The following is a 17,676-nucleotide window of genomic DNA, read 5'->3' as shown; positions in this document are numbered from 1 at the left end:
CATGGCCGCCACGATCGACAGGCCCGTCACCTGCACGAGCATCACCGCCGCCGGACGCCGTCCGGTCGACTACGTCTGGGCGGTCGCCCGGATCGCGATCGGCTGGATCTTCCTGTGGGCGTTCCTGGACAAGACGTTCGGGTGGGGTTTCGCGACGCCGGCGGGCAAGGCGTGGGTCGCGGGCGGCAGCCCGACGACGGGGTTCCTCAAGGGCACGGGCGAGAACGCGCTGGGTGGGCTGTTCTCGAGCCTGGCGGGTCAGGTGTGGGTGGACTGGCTGTTCATGGCCGGCCTTCTCGGTATCGGGCTGGCGCTGGTGCTGGGTGTCGGCACCCGGATCGCGGCGGTCGCCGGCACGCTCATGCTGGCCCTGATGTGGGCGGCCGAGCTGCCGCTGGCCACCAACCCGTTCCTGGACGAGCACATCGTCTACGCGATCGTCCTGATCGGCCTGGCCATGGCCGGTGCGGGCGCCACGCTCGGGCTGGGCAACCTGCCGATCGTCCGCCGCAACGCCTGGCTCAGGTAGTGCACAGGAAGCGCACGCCCGCCCCGCACCCGGGGGCGGGCGTTCCGCCGGTCCCGGGAGGAGCAGGATGGAGAGAGTGGCAAGGAGGTACACCATGTCGATCGAGGTCAAGGACGTCATGGGCCGGGTGGCCATCGCCGTGCTGGCGGACGCGTCGTTCGCCGACGTCCTCAACGCGATGAAGCGGTACGCGGTGGGCGCGGTCACCGTGATAGACGCCGACCGGCGCCCGGTGGGCGTGGTCTCCGAGGACGACCTGCTGCTCAAGGAGATCGACCCGGTACGGCACAGCGTGTCGATGTTCGAACCCCACGACAGGCGGGACGAGCACCACCGGGCGATGGCCGTCACGGCGGCCCAGCTCATGTCCACCCCGGCGATCAGCGTCACGCCGGGCACGTCCGTGCGCGAGGCGGCCAGGATCATGCACGACCGGCGCATCAAGCAGCTCCCGGTGATCGACCCGGCCGGCGGGCGCATCGTCGGCACCCTGCACCAGCGCGACGTGCTGCGCGTCTTCGCCCGTCCGCGGGCGGAGCTGGAGGCCGATGTCCGGAGCGTGCTCCCGGCGTCCGGGGCGATCACCGCCGAGATCGAGCAGGGCGTGGTCAAGCTCAGCGGGCGGGTGGAACGCCGGTCGCAGGCGATCGCGGCGGTGGAGGCCGTCCGCGCCGTCGAGGGTATCGTCGACGTCACCAGCGAGGTGACCGCCGACCACGACGACCTGGTCACGGTTCCGCCGCCGCGGTAGAGCGGGGGAGCGCGCGGTCCTCGTCCGTGAAAGCAGGGCTTTGCGGGCCGTTCTCCGGCTGCCAGACTGATCATCATGGAAGGCGCGCACCGACCGTTGATGCCGCAGATGCGGCTCGATGAGCTGCTGGCCGAGCTGCAGGTGCGGCTGAGCGCGGTGCTGGCCACCCGTGACCGGGTGCACGCGCTGCTGGAGGCCGTCGTCTCGGTGGGCAGCGACCTCGACCTGGAGACCGTGCTGCGCCGGATCGTGGAGACGGCGGCCAGGCTGGTGGACGCGAGTTATGGCGCGCTGGGCGTGGTCGGCGAGGAGCAGACGCTCCTGCAGTTCATCCCGGTCGGGTTGAGCGAGGAGGAGATCGCCCGGATCGAGCACTGGCCGCACGGGCTGGGCCTGCTCGGCCTGCTGATCAAGGACGCCCGTCCGCTGCGGCTGGGCCGTATCTCCGACCACCCCGAGTCCTACGGCTTCCCGCCCGGCCATCCGCCGATGGGCACCTTCCTCGGCGTGCCGGTGCGCGTGCGCGACGAGGTGTTCGGCAACCTCTACCTGACCGAGAAACGCGGCGGCGGCGACTTCGACGAGGAGGACGAGGCCATCGTGATCGCGCTGGCCACCGCCGCCGGCGTCGCCGTCGAGAACGCCCGCCTGTACGAGGAATCGCGCCGGCGTGAGACCTGGCTGCAGGCGTCGTCGGAGGTGACCACGAGCCTGCTGTCCGGTGCGGACCCGCACCAGATGCTGACCGTGGTGGCCGCCCGCGCCCGCCAGATGAGCGACGCCGACCTGGTCCAGGTATTGCTGCCGGACGCGGCGAAGGAGTCGCTGGTCGCCCGGGTCGCGGAGGGCGAGGGCGCCGAAGGGCTGCGGGGGGCCGTCTTCGAGGTCGCGGCCACGCTCGCGGGCGACGTCTTCACCCGGGGCGAGCCGATGTCCGACGCAGACATGCGCAGCGCCCCCTACCCGGCCTCGCCGCTGCGGCGGCTGGGCTACGGCCCCGGGCTCATGATCCCGCTGGGCGCGGCGCCGGCCGTGCGCGGCGTGCTGATGCTGGCCAAGCGGGGCGGGCGGCTGCCGTTCAGCAGGGCGGACCAGCAGATGCTGCACGCGTTCGCCGGTCAGGCGGCCCTGGCGCTGGAGCTGGCCGAGGCCCGCCGCGACGCCGAACGGCTCGGCCTGCTGGAGGACCGCGACCGCATCGCCAAGGACCTGCACGACGTCGTCATCCAGCGATTGTTCGCGACCGCGATGACGCTGATGAGCACCGTCCGGCTGGTCGAACGGCCGGAGGCGGGCAAACGGCTGCAACACGCCATCGACGAGCTGGACGAGACCATCCGGCAGATCCGCTCGTCCATCTTCGCCCTCCAGGGCCCCGTCGAGGGCGCCGCGCCCGGCCTGCGGAGCCGGATCGTCGGCCTGGTGGAGGGCGCGGGCGGCCATCTGGGTTTCATGCCTGGCCTGCGGATGGAAGGGCAGATCGACACGCTGGTGCCCGAGGCCGTGGCCGAGCACCTGCTGGCGGTGTTGCGCGAGGCCCTGTCGAACGTGGTCCGCCACTCCCGCGCCGGCCGCGCCGAGGTGTCCGTCGAGGTGGCCTCCGGCAGTCTCACCCTTGTGGTCTCCGACGACGGCGTCGGCCTGGACGAGCCAGGTCGCCGCAGCGGCCTGCGCAACATCGAGGAACGCGCGAGCGGCCTCGGCGGCACCTCCGAGCTGGCGAGCCCGGAGGGCGGAGGCACGCGGCTGCTCTGGCAGGTCCCCCTCTGATCCCGCGCGGGCATGTCGTGACCCGGAAAGAGCACCAAGTCCCGCCGGGTCATGACCTCCGGCTCGGGCGGCAGAGGCCCGGACGCCGTCATCCTGGTGCCCAGGACCGGAGAGAGGAGCCCTCCATGCGTTGGGACGAGATGTCGAACAGGCGCCGGAGCTCGCTGCTCGTACTGGCGTCCGCGGAGTTCGCGGTCACCGCGGCCGCGGTGGTGGATCTGTGGTGCCGTCCTCAGGCCGACGTGCGCGGGCGCAAGGCGCTGTGGTGGCTCGGGATCTTCGTGCAACCGGTCGGCCCCCTCGCGTACCTGCTGTGGGGCCGGCTTCGCGGCGAGCGACCGGAGTCGGCGCCGACCGTCGGATGACCGCCTCCGGCCGGAACCGGGACGTCAGGCGGTCGTTCCGGCGTCGACGGTGATGGACGTGCCGGTGATGGTACGGCCGGCGGGGCCCGCCAGATGGAGGACGGTGGCGGCGATGTCGTCCGGCGTGCTGTAGCGGCCGAGGGCGGTGTAGGAGCGTTCGGCGTCGGCGTCGGGGCCGTCGGCGGGGTTCATCTCGGTGTCGGTGGAGCCGGGGTGGACGAGGTTGGCCGTGATGTCACGGGGGCCGAGATCGCGGGCGAGGCCCTTGGTGAGGCCGATCAGTGCGGACTTGCTCATCGAGTACAGGGTCCAGCCGGGGTAGGGGACGCGTTCGGCCAGGCTGCTGCCGATGTTCACGATCCGCCCGCCGGCCCGCATGTGACGTGCGGCGGCCTGCGACGTGATGAAGGCGGCTCTGGCGTGGATGGCGAGGGTGCGGTCGAGTTCGTCCAGGGAGACGTCCTCCAGTGGGCCGAAGGGCGCGATTCCGGCGTTGTTCACCAGGATGTCGAGGCGGCCGAAGGCGGAGACGGTGCGGGCGACGGCTGCCTGGAGCGCCTCGGCGTCGGTCGCCTCGGCGGCCATGGCCAGGCTGCGGCGGCCGAGCGCCTCGATCTCCTCGGCCACGGTCTCCGCGCGGCTCGCCGCCGTCGCGTAGGTGATCGCCACATCGGCGCCCGCCGCGGCCAGGCGGCGGGCGATGGCCGCGCCGATGCCCCTGCTGCCACCGGTGACGAGTGCGCCCTTGCCGTTGAGCATGTGTCCTCCAATATGCGGAATCGGTTCCGGTTGAGAGTATGCGGAACGCGTTCCGCTTTTCAAGCCGATAAGGTGAACCCCGTGGCACAGGAACGGGCCGATGCCGCCAGGAACCGGTCGAAGATCCTCGCGGCGGCCGCGGAGATCGTCGCCACCGCGGGAATGAAGGGGCTGGCGATGGCCGACGTCGCGGCCGCCTCGGGCGTCGGCATCGGCACGCTGTACCGGCGGTTCGGCGACAGGTCGGGCCTGGCGTATGCGCTCATCGACGAGAAGGAGCGCGAGTTCCAGCAGGCGTTCCTGACCGGCCCGCCGCCGCTGGGCCCCGGGGCGCCGGAGATCGAGCGGCTACGCGCCTTCCTCCACGCGCTGACCGACCGCACCTTCGCCCAGCTCGACCTGCTGCTGATGGCCGAGACCGCGGGGGAGTTCACCCGTTTCGGCGGGGCCTACGAGGCGTACCACCAGCACCTGGTCATGCTGATCGCGCAGATCGAGCCGGAGGCGGACGCGGGGTTCCTCGCCGATGCCCTGCTCGCGCCGCTCGCGGCCAACCTGGTCGTCCACCGGGGGCGTACGGCCTCCGAGGTCAAGGCGGGTCTCGACGCGCTGCTCACTGGCCTGCGCTAGCGACGCCTTCCTGCTCGGCGAAGGCGTCTCATGACGTCTGCTCGCGTCTGCGGAGGCGGCCGAACCAGGCCGGGACGTCGTGCTCGTCGTCGAAGCCGCGGGCCACCACGATGTCGGTGGAGGAGTGGAGCAGGATCGAGGCCACGATGGTGACGGCGACGATCTGGAACACCTGCTGCGCGGCGGCGATCCCGGAGGCGAGCACGAGCAGCCCGTACACCACCGAGGCGAACCCCTTCGGGCCGAACCAGGCCACCGCCGCCTGCTCGCGCACCGTCAGCCCGGAACGCAGGAACGACAGCCAGATCGCCACCGGCCGCGCCACCACCAGCGCCAGGATCGCGAACAGCCACCCCCGCCAGCCCACCGAGCCCAGCAGCGACGGCGTGATGAGCGCCCCGAACACCAGCAGCGCCGCCAGCTTGAAGATCTCCGCGATGAGCTCGCCGAAGTGCTCGAACGATTCGCGCTGCCGCTGCCCGAAGGTCGCCACCGTGATCCCGGCCGAGAACGCGGCCAGGAACAGGTTGCCGTGCGTGGCCTTGCCCACGGCCAGCACGAGCAGCCCGATGGCCAGGGCGTTGAGCGGCTCGTAGGCGGTGGAGGCGGCGAACCAGCGGGTCTGCTCCAGCTTGATCGCCGCCCACGGGATGGCCACGCCGATGAGCACGCCCAGGCCGAGCTCCAGCCCCAGCTCGCCGAGGTGCAGGTCGGCCGAGCCCGACGCGATCGCCAGGAACAGGATCACGAACGGCAGCGCGAGCCCGTCGTTGACGCCGGACTCGACGTTGAGCAGCTGCCGCAGCCGGGGCGGCACCTTCTCGTTGCCGACCAGGGCGGCGGCGAACACCGGGTCTGTCGGGGCCAGGATCGCGCCGATCAGCAGCGACTCGACCCAGCCCAGCCCGAGCAGGTAGTGCGCGCCGGCGGCGGTGATGACCAGGGTGAGCGGCAGGCCCCAGCCGAGCGCCCGCCCCGGCAGCCGCCACGCGCTGCGCAGCTCGGCCCAGCCCACCCGCATCCCGTCGGTGAACAGCACCGCGAACAGCGCCAGTTCGGCCAGCGTCGCCACCAGGTCGTCGCCGGGCTTGAGCGAGACGATGCCGAGCACGCCGTCGCCCAGCACGAACCCGGCCACCAGGAACAACGCCGCCGTGGACAGCACGGTGCGGTGGGCCAGGCTGGACAGCAGCACCGCCAGCAGCAGCAGGCCCGCGAACGCGGTCAGCAGGGCGCCCGTCACGCGGCCACGCAAACAAGGATCATGGAAAGGGGCTCCGGTCGTCGTCGTACACGTTGCCGACCAGACTTCCCGGCGCACCGGCGATCACCCTAACAGTTCCGCCGGGGCGGCTTCCCCGGCGACGCGATCAGCTCAGGGATTCCAGGACCGTGACGGCGCGGTCGAGGCCGTTCTCGGCCCGTACGCGCCGGCCGAGCTCGGCGGCCGTGGCCGCCATCCGGGCGTCGGTGGCGGCCAGGCCGATGGCGGCGGCCAGACCGTCCGGGGTCAGGCGCCGCTGCGGCTGCGGCGGCACGGCCACGCCCGCGGCGTGCGCGCGGGACGCCCAGAACGGCTGGTCGGCGACGAACGGGCAGATCACCTGCGGGCGCCCGGCCAGCAGGGCCGCGGCGGTGGTGCCACTGCCGCCGTGATGCACGATCGCGGCCGTGCGCGGCAGCAGCTAGTCGTGCGGCGCCTGGTCGAGCAGGTGCACACCGTCGGGCAGGTCGGCGGCCTGGATGCCGCCCCACCCGGTGGCCAGCACGGCCCGCACCCCTGCCCGCCGGACGGCCTCGGCGACGATGCGGCCGAGCCGCCGCGGGTCGGTGCCGGCCATGCTGCCGAACCCGACGTACACCGGGGGCGGCCCGTCGGCCAGGAAGGCGGCCAGCTCCGGCGAGGGCGTCCAGCCGGGCGGGGCGGGCAGGTACCAGAAGCCGGTGGTGTGCACCCATGCCGGATAGTCCAGACCGCCCGGCACGTCGTGGGGGAGCAGGTGACGGCTGAAGGCGTGCAGGACGGTCGCCGGACGGCCGTTCGGGCGGCGCAGGATGTCGTGCCGGCCACGCCGTCGTGGCAGCTCCAGCCGCGCGCGCAGGTCGTCGGCGATGCCCGCGAAGGAGCGCAGCATCAGCTTGATCGGCAGGTAGGAGGCCCGGTTCAGCGCCTTGGGCAACGGCAGCGGCAACATCGGGTTGCGGAAGGCGGCGGTGGGCACCCACACCGGCTGCAGCGCGGCGGGCACCGCGGGCACGCCGAGCCGCTCGGCGACGTGGCCGCCCGGCATGCCGGGCGCGTGCACGACCAGGTCGGCGCCCTGGCCGGGGCCGTCCAGCAGCACGTCCGCCATGTCGGTGAAGACCTCGGCCATGAGGGGCCTGCTGCGGCGCATCACCTGCAGGGCCACCTTCTTGCCGCGCAGGCCGCGGTAGTTGGTCTCGACCGCCTGGCGGATGCCGGGGTCGTCGATGAGCGTGTTCGGGCCGTCGTGCAGCGGCGCGAAGTCGATGCCGTGCGGAGCGGCCAGGCCGCCCATGGCGGCGGGGGCCGCCAGGACGGCCTCGTGCCCGGCCCGCTTCAGGGCGAGGGCCAGGGCGGCGTACGGCTGGACGTCGCCGCGGGTGCCGTGGGTGAGGATGAGGACCTTCATCGGCGCTCCTTGCTCGAAAAGGACTGTTGCGCTCGCCGACCAGGCTTCCCGGCACACCACCGGCCCGATGAGGGACCGAATACCCGCAATATAGCGATATTTCAGAAATTTCTGAACTCTCGGTAGTACGGCTATGATCCGAGCAAGGAGGTGAAGGGATGGGCGACCAGGAACGGTGGCAGGCCGCCGAACGGCTGGCACTGGTGCTGACCGAGGGCGGCCTGCAGCGCATGTCGGCCAGGGTCCTCGCGTTCTTCCTGTTCACCGATGCCGACACGGTCACCATGGGCGACATCGCCGACCGGCTCGGCGTCAGCGCGGGCTCGGTGTCCGGCGCGGTCAAGGCGCTGCTGGCGACCGGCCTGATCGAGCGCCTGCCCGCGCCCGGCAGCCGCCGTGAGCACTACCGGCTACGCGAGAACGCCTGGCCCACCCTGTTCTCCACCCAGAACACCATGGTGCGCGTCATGCTGCAGGCCGCCGAGACCGGCATCGCCACCACCGCCTCCGGCGACCCGGCCCACGCCCGGCTGGCCGGGATGCGTGACTTCTACCAGTTCCTGCTGGCGGAGCTGCCCGGCCTGCTGCACCGCTGGGAACAGACCCGCACGTCCCGCTGACCGCCGTTCACGCGGCGGGGCGCACGTCCGCGAGGGAGACCGGTGAGAACGTCCGGTCGAGACGGGTCACCTCAAGCAACCGCAGGACGGCCGGCGTCACCCCCGTCAGACGGAGGCTGCCGTGACGGGCGGTCGCCATGTCACGCGCGGCCACCAGCGCGGCAAGCCCGCGGGCGTCCATGAAGGTCACCCCGCTGAGGTCGAGGACGAGACGCGTGCCCTGTCCGGCGAGGGCGGCGGCGATCCGGGCGCGGAACCCCGCCTGCGTGGCCAGGTCCAGGTCGCCGGAGACCTTCAGCACCGCCCGCCTGCCCGTGCGAGGCCGCGCCTGAGAACTCATGTCCGTCTCCTTACCTTCGGCGGGCGGCCGGTGGCCGGCGTTCGTCAGCGGAAGCACAATGCCCCCGACGCGAAGCTACGAGAACGCCGGCCACCGGGCTAGGGCCCAAAGTCCCACCTCCGGCAGCCGAAGGACCGAGGCCGGGCGGAGCCGGGACGGACGGCCCCTGAGGACCAAGGTCCTTCCCGTGAGGGGCCTACGACACTGACCGGGAGCGGGCGGGCGCAGTGGAATAGGGGTGAACAAGGACGTACACCCCCCACTGAAAGGGAGGCCCGCCATGGCCACCACCATCAACCGGCCCGTGATGGACGTCGCCCCCGTGAAGGCGGCGCGTACCCCGGTCGAGTACGTCTGGGCGGTCGCCCGGATCGCGATCGGCTGGATCTTCCTGTGGGCGTTCCTGGACAAGACGTTCGGGTGGGGTTTCGCGACTCCGGCGGGCAAGGCGTGGGTCGCGGGCGGCAGCCCGACGACGGGGTTCCTCAAGGGCACGGGCGAGAACGCGCTGGGCGGCCTGTTCTCGAGCCTGGCGGGTCAGGTGTGGGTGGACTGGCTGTTCATGGCCGGCCTTCTCGGTATCGGGCTGGCGCTGGTGCTGGGTGTCGGCACCCGGATCGCGGCGGTCGCCGGCACGCTCATGCTGACCCTGATGTGGGCCGCCGAGCTCCCGCTGGCCACCAACCCCTTCCTGGACGAGCACATCATCTACGCCATCGTCCTGATCGGCCTGGCCATGACCGGCGCGGGCGCCACGCTCGGGCTGGGCAACCTGCCGATCGTCCGCCGCAACGCCTGGCTCAGGTAGCTCGGACCCGTCACGGGCCCACCCCTCGGCGGAGGGGTGGGCCCGTGGCATTTTTCAGGTGGGAGCCGCGAGGGTCACCGGCTCACGGCGTCAGCGCTGCAGCGTCAGCAGCCCCGGACGGTAGGGCAGGAGGCCGTAGTCGCCGCCCGAGCTGGGGCTGCGGCCCTGGTAGAGGAGTTGCAGGTTGCACGGGTCGACGGTCATGGTCTGGTCGGCGCCGGTGCGGACCAGCTCGCCGTGGCTGATGTCGTTCGTCCAGGTGGCGCCGCTGTTGGCCTTGCCGGCGAACGGGTTGCCCTCGGTCGCGGCCTGGGGCGTCCAGGAACCGTTCAGGCTGGTGGCGGTGAACGAGCGGAAGTAGCGGCCCTGCGCGCCGATCGCCTCGACGATCATCAGGTACCGGGTCTGGCCCTGGAGCTTGTAGACCTGGACGGCTTCGAACAGGTTGTTCGTCGTGTCGCTCATGACCACGGTCGAGGCCGTGCCGAAACTGCCGGGGAAGTTCCCGATGGGCATGCTCGCCCGGTAGATCTTGCCGTTGTCCCCGGCGAAAAACAGGTACATGTCACTGTTGTCGCCGATGACCGTCTGGTCGATGGGGCCCGTCCCGGACCCCGAGATGCTGCCGGAGAAGAGCGTCTGCGGCGCCGACCAGCTGTTGGGGTTGGCGGGGTCGGTGGAGGTCCGGTACGAGAAGGCGGGCCCGCCCCACTGGTAGGCGAGCACCCAGACGTTCTTGGGGGCGAAGAAGAAGAGCGTGGGGGCGACGGCGGAGAAGGACATCGTGTTCTGAGTCGCCGAGGCCATGTCGGACCAGTTGGCGAGCGGGCTGAAGTTCATCGACCCCCACCTCGTCCCCGTGTCGTGGGTCGTGGCGTAGACCAGATGCCGCCCGTTGTAGGGGGCGACGGTGAAGTCCTTGAGCGAGACCCAGCCCGCCTTCGGGGTCGCCAGCGGGCCGGTCGAGGTCCAGCGGTAGGTCGAGGGGAGGTCACACATGCCGGGGTTACCGCCGTCCGTCCGTACGAGTTGCCATTGCTGGTTGGCGCCGCCCCAGTCGTCGTATTGGACGATGTTGGCGCCGTCGGCGGTGGAGGCTCCTTGGACCTCCAGGGCCTTGTTGCTGTGGCGGGAGATGAGTCTGACGTGGCCGTCGGGGCTGTCGGTGAGTTTCCATTGCTGGTTGGTGCCGTTGAGGTCGGTCCATTGCACGATCGGGCCGCCGTTGGCGGTGGAGAAGTTGTGGACGTCCAGGACCTTGCCGGAGTGGCGGGACTTGATGCGGTAGTAGCCGCCGCCGGAGTCGACGAACTGCCATTGCTGCTGGTTCTGGTTGTTCCTGGTCCATTGGGTGATGCGGCCGCCGTCGGCGGTGGACAGGTTGTAGACGTCCAGGGCCTTGCCGCTGTTGCGGTTGACCAGGACGTACCAGGCGTTGGTGTCGACGGTGGCCGCGCCGGCGGGCTGGGCGGCGACGAACAGGCTCGCCAGCAGGACGGCCACCGTCGCGAGGACGGTCAGGGGACTGTGTTTCTGCACCAGTTTCTTCACCATGTGCTCCGATGCCGTGTCAGGGGGTGGTCAGGTCGAAGCGGCGCACGGTGCCCGCGCCGCCGAGGGACTTGGTGGCGTAGTTGAAGATGCCGAAGCGGTAGCCCATGAAGAACTGCCAGGCGTTGTTCAGCGTGAAGGCCGGGCCGAGGCCCACGAAGGTGCTGCCGTCGGTGCTGTAGGAGAAGCGGGCCTGACGGCCGGACCCGGGCCGGATGTCGGCGGTGACCCGCAACCAGATCCGGCCGCCCGGGACGTTCGCGCTCGCCGCCTCGGCGCCGGTGCCGGTGGTCTGCCACGAGCCGTTCATGGTCAGGCCGTTGGTCATCACGACCCGGCTGACGCCGTTGTCGCGTTTGACGCCGATCCAGGCCGACTGATCGCGCAGCATCGCCAGCCCGGCGCGGTCGCCGTCGGCCATCTGCGAGTGGTCGAGCTCGATCGTCGCCGTGGAGGACGGGCCCTGGATGCGGTGGGTCAGCGTGTTCCGGGCGGCGTAGAGGTCGCCGGTGACGGTCGCGGTTTGCAGGCGCAGGCCGTTGCCGGTGGAGAAGCGGCCGGTGTCGGGGTTGTGGTTCCACTCCCAGCGGGGGCCGAGCGTGGCCGAGGTGAAGGTGTCCGGGCCGATCATGGACGTCACGGTCCGGCTGGTCTGGATGTTCGGCTTCGGGTAGTTGACGCCCCAGCCGCCGTTGACGGTCTGCACGACCGGCCAGTCGCCCGTCCAGGTGATCGGCGCCAGAGCCGGGACGCGTCCGCCGGGGTAGGCGTCGACGAACGCCATGTAGTACCAGTCGCCGTTCTGCGTCTGGACGAGGCCGCCCTGGTGCGGGACGCCGCCGCCGGCGATGGGGCCGGGCAGGTCGAGCAGGACCTGGCGCATCTCGTACGGGCCCCATGGCGAGGTGGAGCGGAGCACGTACTGGCCGTTGGCGGGGCGGGTCAGCCAGATGTAGTAGTAGCCGTTGCGCTTGTAGAAGCGGGACCCTTCCAGGGTGCCGACGTTGCTCGGGGTCTGGAACACCTGCTGGGCGCGCACCTGGCTGAGGCCGTCGGCCGAGAGCTGGGCGACGCTGATGGTGCTGTTACCGTAGGCGACGTACATGGTGTCGTCGGAGTCGACCAGCAGGCCGGCGTCGTAGTAGCAGTTGTTGATCTGGGAGCGTTTGGTCCACGTGCCGTCCACGGCGGAGGCGGTGTAGACGTAGGTCCGGTTGAACTCGACGCAGCCGAGCCAGTAGAAGGTGCCGTTGCCGGGCCGGTAGTTGAAGGCCGAGGCCCAGATGCCCTTCACGTACGCCCGGCCGCCGTTGAGGTCGTAGGCGCCGGAGCCGAAGTCGAGCCTCGGCACGGAATGCCCGGCGTACTCCCAGTCGACCAGGTTGTACGAACGCAGGATCGGCGCGCCCGGCGAGTAGTGCATGGTCGAGGCCGAGTAGTAGTAGGCGTCTCCCACCCGGATGATGTCGCCGTCGGCGAAGTCCTGCCACACGACCGGGTTGGCGTAGTCGCCGTTGCCGTTGACCGGGACGAGTCGCCATTGCTGGTTGGCGCCGCCCCAGTCGTCGTACTGGACGATGTTGGCGCCGTCGGCGGTGGAGGCTCCTTGGACCTCCAGGGCCTTGTCGCTGTGGCGGGAGATGAGTCTGACGTGGCCGTCGGGGCTGTCGGTGAGTTTCCATTGCTGGTTGGTGCCGTTGAGGTCGGTCCATTGCACGATCGGGCCGCCGTTGGCGGTGGAGAAGTTGTGGACGTCCAGGACCTTGCCGGAGTGGCGGGACTTGATGCGGTAGTAGCCGCCGCCGGAGTCGACGAACTGCCATTGCTGCTGGTTCTGGTTGTTCCTGGTCCATTGGGTGATGCGGCCGCCGTCGGCGGTGGACAGGTTGTAGACGTCCAGAGCCTTGCCGCTGTTGCGGTTGACCAGGACGTACCAGGCGTTAGTGTCGACCGTCGCGGCCGACGCCTCCTGGGCGGTGAGCAACACGCCCACGAGAAGCAGGGCCGAGACAGCCGCGAGGACACGTCTCACAGGAACCTCCAGAGGTTGTCGTCCGAGCCGTTGTCGTCGGCGAGCACGACCTGCGCGCCCTGGGCCGAGCCGGCGACGCCGAGGACCCGGCCGCCGCCCGCGCACTGGACGCGGAAGGCGGCGCCCGATCCGTGGCGCAGCCGCCAGCGATGATCGGCGGTGCCGTTGTCGGCCCACTGCACGACCCGCGAACCGGCGGCGGTTCCCATGTTCTCCACGCCCAGCACCTTCTGGCTGTGGGAGTTACGCAGCCGCAGGTAGCCGCCGGTGTCGGCGATGGCGGTCCACAGGTGGTCGGCGGTGCCGTTGTCGCCCCACTGGACGACGGGCGCGCCGTCGGCCGTGGACATGCCGGTGACCCCGAGCACCATCCCGGTGCCCACGTTCTGGACCCGCCGCGCGCCGTTCGGCAGGAACCGCCACTGGTTGTCCGGGCTGCCGTCGTCGGCGTCCTGGATCACCTGGGCGCCGTTCGCGGTCGAGCCGTTCAGGATGCCGAGCAGCTTGGAACTGTGGACGTTGCGGATCTTGACGGAGCCGTCACCGACGTCGGCGACCGTCCAGCGGTGGTCGGCGGTGCCGGTGTCGCCCCACTGGAGCACCCGGGCGCCCGCGGCGGTCGACATGTTCTCGACGCCGAGCACCTTGCCGCTGTGCGCGTTGCGGAACCGCAGGGCGCCGCCGTCGACGATCAGGACCCAGTCGTGGTCGGCGGTGCCGCTGTCCGTCCACTGCAGGGCCGGGCCGCCGTCGGCGGTGGACATGTCCCTGATGCCCAGGACCAGCCCGCTGGCCGCGTTGACCAGCCGGAAGCTCGCCGTGCCGGTCCCGCCCTGGACGTTCCAGTAGACGACGTAGTTGTGGCCGGTCGCGTCGTGGAAGGGGCCCAGCCGCACCGGCGCGCCGTCGGCCGTGGCCGTGAAGGCCAGGGAGGAGCCGCCGGTCCGGGTGATCGAGGAGGGGTTCAGGGCCGGGGCCGACGACAGGACGGCGTCGCCGTAGTCGCCCGACAACACGACCGGACCGTAGGTCACGGCCTGCACGCCGGGGTTGTCCGCGGCGGCCTTCATGACCACCCGCATGGGCAGGCGCACGGTCACGGTGTCGCCGGACGACCACGACCGGGTGAGGGCGGCGTAGCTGCCCGGGGCGGCCGCGATGTCCTGCCGGACCCCGTTGACGCTGATCGTCGCGCCCTGCGTCCAGGCCGGGATCCGGACGCGCATCGTCCACGACCCGCTCACGGTTCCGGTGACCTGCAGCGACGTGGTGTCGCTGACCGGATAGGAGGTGGTCTGGGTGACCGTGATGCCGCGCCGGCTCCAGTCGAGGACGGAGGGCACGAACAGGTTCACGAACAGCGTGGTGTCGTCGTGGAAGTAGATCGAGTCCGTCAGCTTGGTGTTGGTCTCGATCCCGGTGCCCTGGCAGCACCAGAACGTGCCGTAGTCCGTGCTCCAGGTGCCGCCGCCCCAGGCTGGTCCGACGCCTCGCCGTCCACCGGGGTTGAGCGGGGTGAAGTAGGTGACGTGCCCATGCGCGTCGGCCGGGTTCTGCTGACCGAGCAGGTGGTTGAGCAGGGCGTTCTCGTAGTAGTCGAAGTAGTCGGCCCGGTCGGGGGACAGCAGCCACAGCTCCCGGGTCAGTTTGAGCATGTTGTAGGTGTTGCACGCCTCGCCGGTGTCCCTGGTCAGGTAGGAGGCGATCGCGCCGGGAGCGCGGAAGTGCTCGGCCTGGCTGTTGGAGCCGTTCACGTACGTGTGCGCGCCGACCGTGATGTCCCAGGCGTTGACGGCGATGTCGCGGTAGCGGGTGGCGCCCGTCGCCTTGTACTCGCGGGCCGCGCCGATCCACTTGGGCACCTGGGTGTTGGCGTGCAGGCCGTTGAGCCGGTCCTGGCCGGCGGCCAGCGGGTCGAACGCGGCCACGTGGTCGAACCGCTGGGCCGCGGCCCACCAGCGGGGGTCGCCGGTCGCCTGGTACAGGTCCGTCAGCACGGCGTTCATGCCGCCGAACTCGGTGCCGAGCATGGCCTGCGCCTGGCCGGCGGACAGTCGCGACGTCCGGGCGTCCACCCAGCCCGCCAGGGCGAGCAGCACGGTCCTGGCCTGGGTGTCGCCGATCAGCCGCCAGACGTCCAGCAGCCCGGCCAGGGTCTTGTGGACGCAGTAGTAGGGCACGTTGCCGTTGGTCAGGGTGCGGTTCTCCAGGGCCGTGAAGTCCGATTCCGGGAAACCGGACAGATAACCGCCGGTGAACCCGGCGGCCGGGTTGTTCGCCTGGCACCTGGCCAGTTCCGCCACCATGTAGCGCGCCTTGTCGCGGCAGGTGGTGTCACCGAGCACGGCGTACGCCTGCGCCCACGCCGTCAGGAAATGGCCCTGCGCGTGCGACCGGAACGGGAAGCCGGGCGCGTCCCAGCCGCCGTTGGACGCGGCGCCGCCGGTGGACAGCCGGTGGTTGGCGCGGAAGACGTACAGCAGCCGGTCGACGTCGACGAAGCGCAGGTAGGCGAGGGCGCGGTTCTGGTTGTCCAGCAGGCGGCCGGAGGTCAGCCGGACCTGGCCGAGGTCGAACTCGTAGGCCGAGACGCCGATGTCGGGCCTGCTCCAGGGGACTGCGGCCAGGGCGGGGGACGCGCCGGCCATCTGACCGACGACGGAGAGCGCGGCGGTCGCGCCCGTGGCCTGGAAGAGCTGACGGCGGCTCAAGGACATGCTGAGCTCCTTGGGATGGGGGGCGGTGAACGGTCCGGGGCCGGTCACGGGGGTCAGCAGGTCAGGGCTTTGGAGAGGCCGTGCCTGGTCTTTGGGCGCCTTTTGTTAGCGCTAACAACTGGCTGAGCGGGTCACCGTCGTGTCCCGGGCCATCGGTGGTGGCATGTCACGGCTCCTTGGCGGGTGGCGTATGGATCTGTTAGCGCTAACATCATCCTGCCGATGGGACTGCTCCGTAGTGAGGGAGTACATCCGACGGTTCGTTCCGGCGTCAACGAGGGGATCGCTCGCCGAGCTGGGCCTTGTCCTGCGGACGCCTTCCCGCCTGGAGTTCTGCCTTCACGGAGGCGGCGTCGCACGGCTCGTCACCATGAAAGTTTCATGGGAGTCACCTGTCGACAGGGGCATGGATGCGGGGGGCGACCCCTCCCCCGGGCCACGCCGGGCCGGGGGAGGGGGTGCGGTCAGCGGGCGAAGCCGGGCCGGAGCGACGGGCCGGAGACGCTCACGCGGCGGCCGCGTTGTAGGTCCACTTCTGGTTGCTGCCGCCCCAGCAGCTGTACAGCTGCAGCCCCGTGCCGTTGCCGGTGCCGCCGCCCACGGCGTCCAGGCACAGCCCGGACTGCACGCCCACGATCGTGCCGTCGGAGTTGACGCGCCACTTCTGGTTGTCGCCACCCCAGCAGGAGTAGATCTGGATCCTGGCGCCGTTGCCCGTGCCCCCGGCGTCCAGGCACTTGTTGCCGTACACCTTCAGCTCTCCGGCCGAGGTCCGCGTCCACTGCTGGTTGCTCTGACCGTTGCAGTCCCACAGCTGCACCGCGGTGCCGTCGGTGGTGCTGGAGCTGGGCACGTCGACGCAGCGGCCGGCGGCCGTGCTCCTGATCTGCCCCGCGTCGCCGCCGCCGGGCGGTGGTGTCGTGCCGCCGCCGTTCAGCGCGTTGAGCACCGCCGTGTAGGCGGCCTTCTTGTTGCCGTTGCCGTCGAAGAGCAGTGGGGTGGCGCCGGCGCCGAGCCAGGAGTCGCTGTCGCGAACGCCCCAGGTGGTGATGCCGGTGCAGCGCGGCACCGCCAGGCAGTCGTTGACGACGTTGGCGTACGTGGTGGCCGAGCCGCCCTGGATGTCCAGCTCGGTGATCTGCACGTCCACGCCCAGCGCGGCGAAGCTCTGGATGGTCGTGCGGTAGTTGCTGTTGTACGGGCTGTTGCCGTTGAAGTGCGACTGCAGGCCGACGCAGTCGATCGGCACGCCTCGGGCCCTGAAGTCCTTGACCATGTTGTAGACGCCCTGCGTCTTGGCCCAGGTCCAGTTGTCGATGTTGTAGTCGTTGTAGCACAGCTTGGCGGCCGGGTCGGCGGCGCGCGCGGTGCGGAAGGCCACCTCGATCCAGTCGTTGCCGGTGCGCTGGAGGTTGGAGTCGCGCCGGCCGCCGCCGCTGTCGGCGTAGGCCTCGTTGACCACGTCCCAGGCGTAGATCTTGCCCTTGTAGTGGGCCATGACGCCGTTGATGTGGTCGATCATCGCCTGGCGCAGCGAGCTGCCCGACAACGACTGCATCCAGCCGGGCTGCTGGGAGTGCCAGGCCAGGGTGTGCCCGCGTACCCGCTTGCCGTTCTGCACGGCCCAGTTGTAGACCCGGTCCCCGTTGGTGAAGGTGAACTGCCCCCGGTTGGGCTCGGTGGCGTCGATCTTCATCTCGTTCTCGGGCGTCACCATGGTGAACTCGCGGTTGGCGATCGTCGTGTAGGCGGAGTCGCCGAGCTTGCCGGCGGCGATGGCGGTGCCGAAGTAGCGGCCGCTCTGCGCGGCGGCCGCGCCGAGCGTGCTCGCCGCGGCATCGGCCGGAATCGCCGTCGCCAGTGCCGTGAGCAGGCCGAGCGCGCCGATCGCGCCGGTGATCAGTGCCCGGCGGCGCGCGCTGGGCGGCCGTCCGGCGGTCGGTGAGGGCATGGCGGTGCTACGCATGCTTGAGCCTCCGTACGCGAATCATGGGAAAGGTCGTGCGGACGCACTTCGGAGGGGTGCGCCCAAGGCGCTCGGGAGCGGGTGGGGAAGCCGGCCTCGGGCACTCAGTGTGTGGATCACGCCGAAAGCTGTCAAGAATCTGATAAAACTTTCGGGATCGTCTTGGTCAGTATGGGCGCTCGTC

The 17,676-nt window shown here is 70.9% G+C and carries 16 protein-coding genes; 7 read left to right on the top strand and 9 right to left on the bottom strand.

Annotated features, from left to right (window positions below; all coding sequences use genetic code 11):
• Window position 1: 1 nt before the first annotated feature.
• The 4 genes from ABZ459_RS19900 (at window position 2) to ABZ459_RS19885 (ending at window position 3,415) form a co-directional block, all read left to right on the top strand.
• The gene (locus ABZ459_RS19900) at window positions 2–529 is read left to right on the top strand and encodes a hypothetical protein (RefSeq protein WP_357971906.1); all 528 of its coding nucleotides are present in this window, start codon (window positions 2–4) and stop codon (window positions 527–529) included.
• Window positions 530–623: 94 nt separating this feature from the next.
• Window positions 624–1,280 carry a CBS domain-containing protein gene (locus ABZ459_RS19895; protein ID WP_357971904.1) on the top strand — a complete coding sequence of 219 codons (657 nt, stop codon included), beginning with the start codon at window positions 624–626 and terminating at the stop codon, window positions 1,278–1,280.
• 75 nt (window positions 1,281–1,355) lie between these two features.
• Window positions 1,356–3,050 (top strand): GAF domain-containing protein, encoded by a 1,695-nt coding sequence (locus tag ABZ459_RS19890; protein ID WP_357971902.1) that lies wholly within the window; start codon window positions 1,356–1,358, stop codon window positions 3,048–3,050.
• A 125-nt stretch (window positions 3,051–3,175) separates the two neighbouring features.
• A complete protein-coding gene (locus ABZ459_RS19885; RefSeq protein ID WP_357971900.1) occupies window positions 3,176–3,415 on the top strand; it encodes a PLD nuclease N-terminal domain-containing protein in 240 nt (79 codons plus the stop codon).
• Window positions 3,416–3,439: 24 nt separating this feature from the next.
• Here the strand turns inward: ABZ459_RS19885 and ABZ459_RS19880 are convergent, their stop codons facing one another.
• Window positions 3,440–4,174, bottom strand: a complete 735-nt coding sequence (locus ABZ459_RS19880) for an SDR family oxidoreductase (protein ID WP_357971898.1) — start codon at window positions 4,172–4,174, stop codon at window positions 3,440–3,442.
• 81 nt (window positions 4,175–4,255) lie between these two features.
• On the opposite strand from ABZ459_RS19880, the gene ABZ459_RS19875 reads away from it, so the two are divergent.
• A complete protein-coding gene (locus ABZ459_RS19875; RefSeq protein WP_357971896.1) occupies window positions 4,256–4,804 on the top strand; it encodes a TetR/AcrR family transcriptional regulator in 549 nt (182 codons plus the stop codon).
• A gap of 28 nt (window positions 4,805–4,832) precedes the next feature.
• Here the strand turns inward: ABZ459_RS19875 and ABZ459_RS19870 are convergent, their stop codons facing one another.
• The 3 genes from ABZ459_RS19870 to ABZ459_RS19860 form a co-directional block, all read right to left on the bottom strand.
• Window positions 4,833–6,047, bottom strand: coding sequence for a cation:proton antiporter (locus tag ABZ459_RS19870; RefSeq protein ID WP_357971894.1), 1,215 nt, complete (start codon window positions 6,045–6,047; stop codon window positions 4,833–4,835).
• Window positions 6,048–6,174: 127 nt separating this feature from the next.
• Window positions 6,175–6,486: a nucleotide disphospho-sugar-binding domain-containing protein gene (locus ABZ459_RS19865; protein WP_357972105.1), complete on the bottom strand. Its 312-nt coding sequence runs from the start codon at window positions 6,484–6,486 to the stop codon at window positions 6,175–6,177.
• Window positions 6,487–6,489: 3 nt separating this feature from the next.
• The gene (locus ABZ459_RS19860; RefSeq protein ID WP_357971892.1) at window positions 6,490–7,458 is read right to left on the bottom strand and encodes a glycosyltransferase; all 969 of its coding nucleotides are present in this window, start codon (window positions 7,456–7,458) and stop codon (window positions 6,490–6,492) included.
• 158 nt (window positions 7,459–7,616) lie between these two features.
• Between ABZ459_RS19860 and ABZ459_RS19855 the strand changes: the two genes are divergently transcribed.
• Window positions 7,617–8,078 carry a helix-turn-helix domain-containing protein gene (locus tag ABZ459_RS19855; RefSeq protein ID WP_357971890.1) on the top strand — a complete coding sequence of 154 codons (462 nt, stop codon included), beginning with the start codon at window positions 7,617–7,619 and terminating at the stop codon, window positions 8,076–8,078.
• Window positions 8,079–8,085: 7 nt separating this feature from the next.
• Here ABZ459_RS19855 and ABZ459_RS19850 read toward each other — a convergent pair whose 3' ends face one another.
• On the bottom strand, window positions 8,086–8,418 hold the full coding sequence (locus ABZ459_RS19850; RefSeq protein ID WP_357971888.1) for an STAS domain-containing protein: 333 nt from the start codon (window positions 8,416–8,418) through the stop codon (window positions 8,086–8,088).
• A 280-nt stretch (window positions 8,419–8,698) separates the two neighbouring features.
• Here ABZ459_RS19850 and ABZ459_RS19845 point away from each other — a divergent pair, with 280 nt between their 5' ends.
• Entirely contained in the window at window positions 8,699–9,226 is a 528-nt protein-coding gene (locus ABZ459_RS19845; protein ID WP_357971886.1) for a hypothetical protein, read from the top strand.
• Between the two features lie 90 nt (window positions 9,227–9,316).
• Here the strand turns inward: ABZ459_RS19845 and ABZ459_RS19840 are convergent, their stop codons facing one another.
• The 4 genes from ABZ459_RS19840 to ABZ459_RS19825 all read right to left on the bottom strand — a co-directional run bounded on the left by ABZ459_RS19840 (window position 9,317) and on the right by ABZ459_RS19825 (window position 17,492).
• Window positions 9,317–10,765, bottom strand: coding sequence for a non-reducing end alpha-L-arabinofuranosidase family hydrolase (locus ABZ459_RS19840; RefSeq protein WP_357971884.1), 1,449 nt, complete (start codon window positions 10,763–10,765; stop codon window positions 9,317–9,319).
• A 31-nt stretch (window positions 10,766–10,796) separates the two neighbouring features.
• Complete coding sequence (locus ABZ459_RS19835; RefSeq protein ID WP_357971882.1) at window positions 10,797–12,809, bottom strand: RICIN domain-containing protein; 2,013 nt, start codon at window positions 12,807–12,809, stop codon at window positions 10,797–10,799.
• Entirely contained in the window at window positions 12,806–15,526 is a 2,721-nt protein-coding gene (locus ABZ459_RS19830; protein WP_357971880.1) for a beta-L-arabinofuranosidase domain-containing protein, read from the bottom strand. The genes ABZ459_RS19835 and ABZ459_RS19830 overlap by 4 nt, the downstream gene beginning before the upstream one ends.
• Before the next feature lie 505 nt (window positions 15,527–16,031).
• On the bottom strand, window positions 16,032–17,492 hold the full coding sequence (locus ABZ459_RS19825) for an endo-1,4-beta-xylanase (RefSeq protein ID WP_357971878.1): 1,461 nt from the start codon (window positions 17,490–17,492) through the stop codon (window positions 16,032–16,034).
• Window positions 17,493–17,676: the final 184 nt, after the last annotated feature.

Source organism: Nonomuraea sp. NPDC005692, from assembly GCF_040631115.1.
Classification (GTDB): domain Bacteria; phylum Actinomycetota; class Actinomycetes; order Streptosporangiales; family Streptosporangiaceae; genus Nonomuraea.
Note: the sequence above shows the minus strand (reverse complement) of the source record. Positions and strands in the feature narration are given on the sequence as shown.

What these genes read in the sequence shown, in the direction of transcription:
- ABZ459_RS19855 (WP_357971890.1), top strand. Translation starts at nt 7,617, where the DNA reads ATGGGCGACCAGGAACGGTGGCAGGCCGCCGAACGGCTGGCACTGGTG.
- ABZ459_RS19900 (WP_357971906.1), top strand. Translation starts at nt 2, where the DNA reads ATGGCCGCCACGATCGACAGGCCCGTCACCTGCACGAGCATCACCGCC.
- ABZ459_RS19850 (WP_357971888.1), bottom strand. Translation starts at nt 8,418, where the DNA reads ATGAGTTCTCAGGCGCGGCCTCGCACGGGCAGGCGGGCGGTGCTGAAG.
- ABZ459_RS19830 (WP_357971880.1), bottom strand. Translation starts at nt 15,526, where the DNA reads ATGTCCTTGAGCCGCCGTCAGCTCTTCCAGGCCACGGGCGCGACCGCC.
- ABZ459_RS19890 (WP_357971902.1), top strand. Translation starts at nt 1,356, where the DNA reads ATGGAAGGCGCGCACCGACCGTTGATGCCGCAGATGCGGCTCGATGAG.
- ABZ459_RS19825 (WP_357971878.1), bottom strand. Translation starts at nt 17,492, where the DNA reads ATGCGTAGCACCGCCATGCCCTCACCGACCGCCGGACGGCCGCCCAGC.
- ABZ459_RS19885 (WP_357971900.1), top strand. Translation starts at nt 3,176, where the DNA reads ATGCGTTGGGACGAGATGTCGAACAGGCGCCGGAGCTCGCTGCTCGTA.
- ABZ459_RS19860 (WP_357971892.1), bottom strand. Translation starts at nt 7,458, where the DNA reads ATGAAGGTCCTCATCCTCACCCACGGCACCCGCGGCGACGTCCAGCCG.
- ABZ459_RS19880 (WP_357971898.1), bottom strand. Translation starts at nt 4,174, where the DNA reads ATGCTCAACGGCAAGGGCGCACTCGTCACCGGTGGCAGCAGGGGCATC.
- ABZ459_RS19895 (WP_357971904.1), top strand. Translation starts at nt 624, where the DNA reads ATGTCGATCGAGGTCAAGGACGTCATGGGCCGGGTGGCCATCGCCGTG.
- ABZ459_RS19845 (WP_357971886.1), top strand. Translation starts at nt 8,699, where the DNA reads ATGGCCACCACCATCAACCGGCCCGTGATGGACGTCGCCCCCGTGAAG.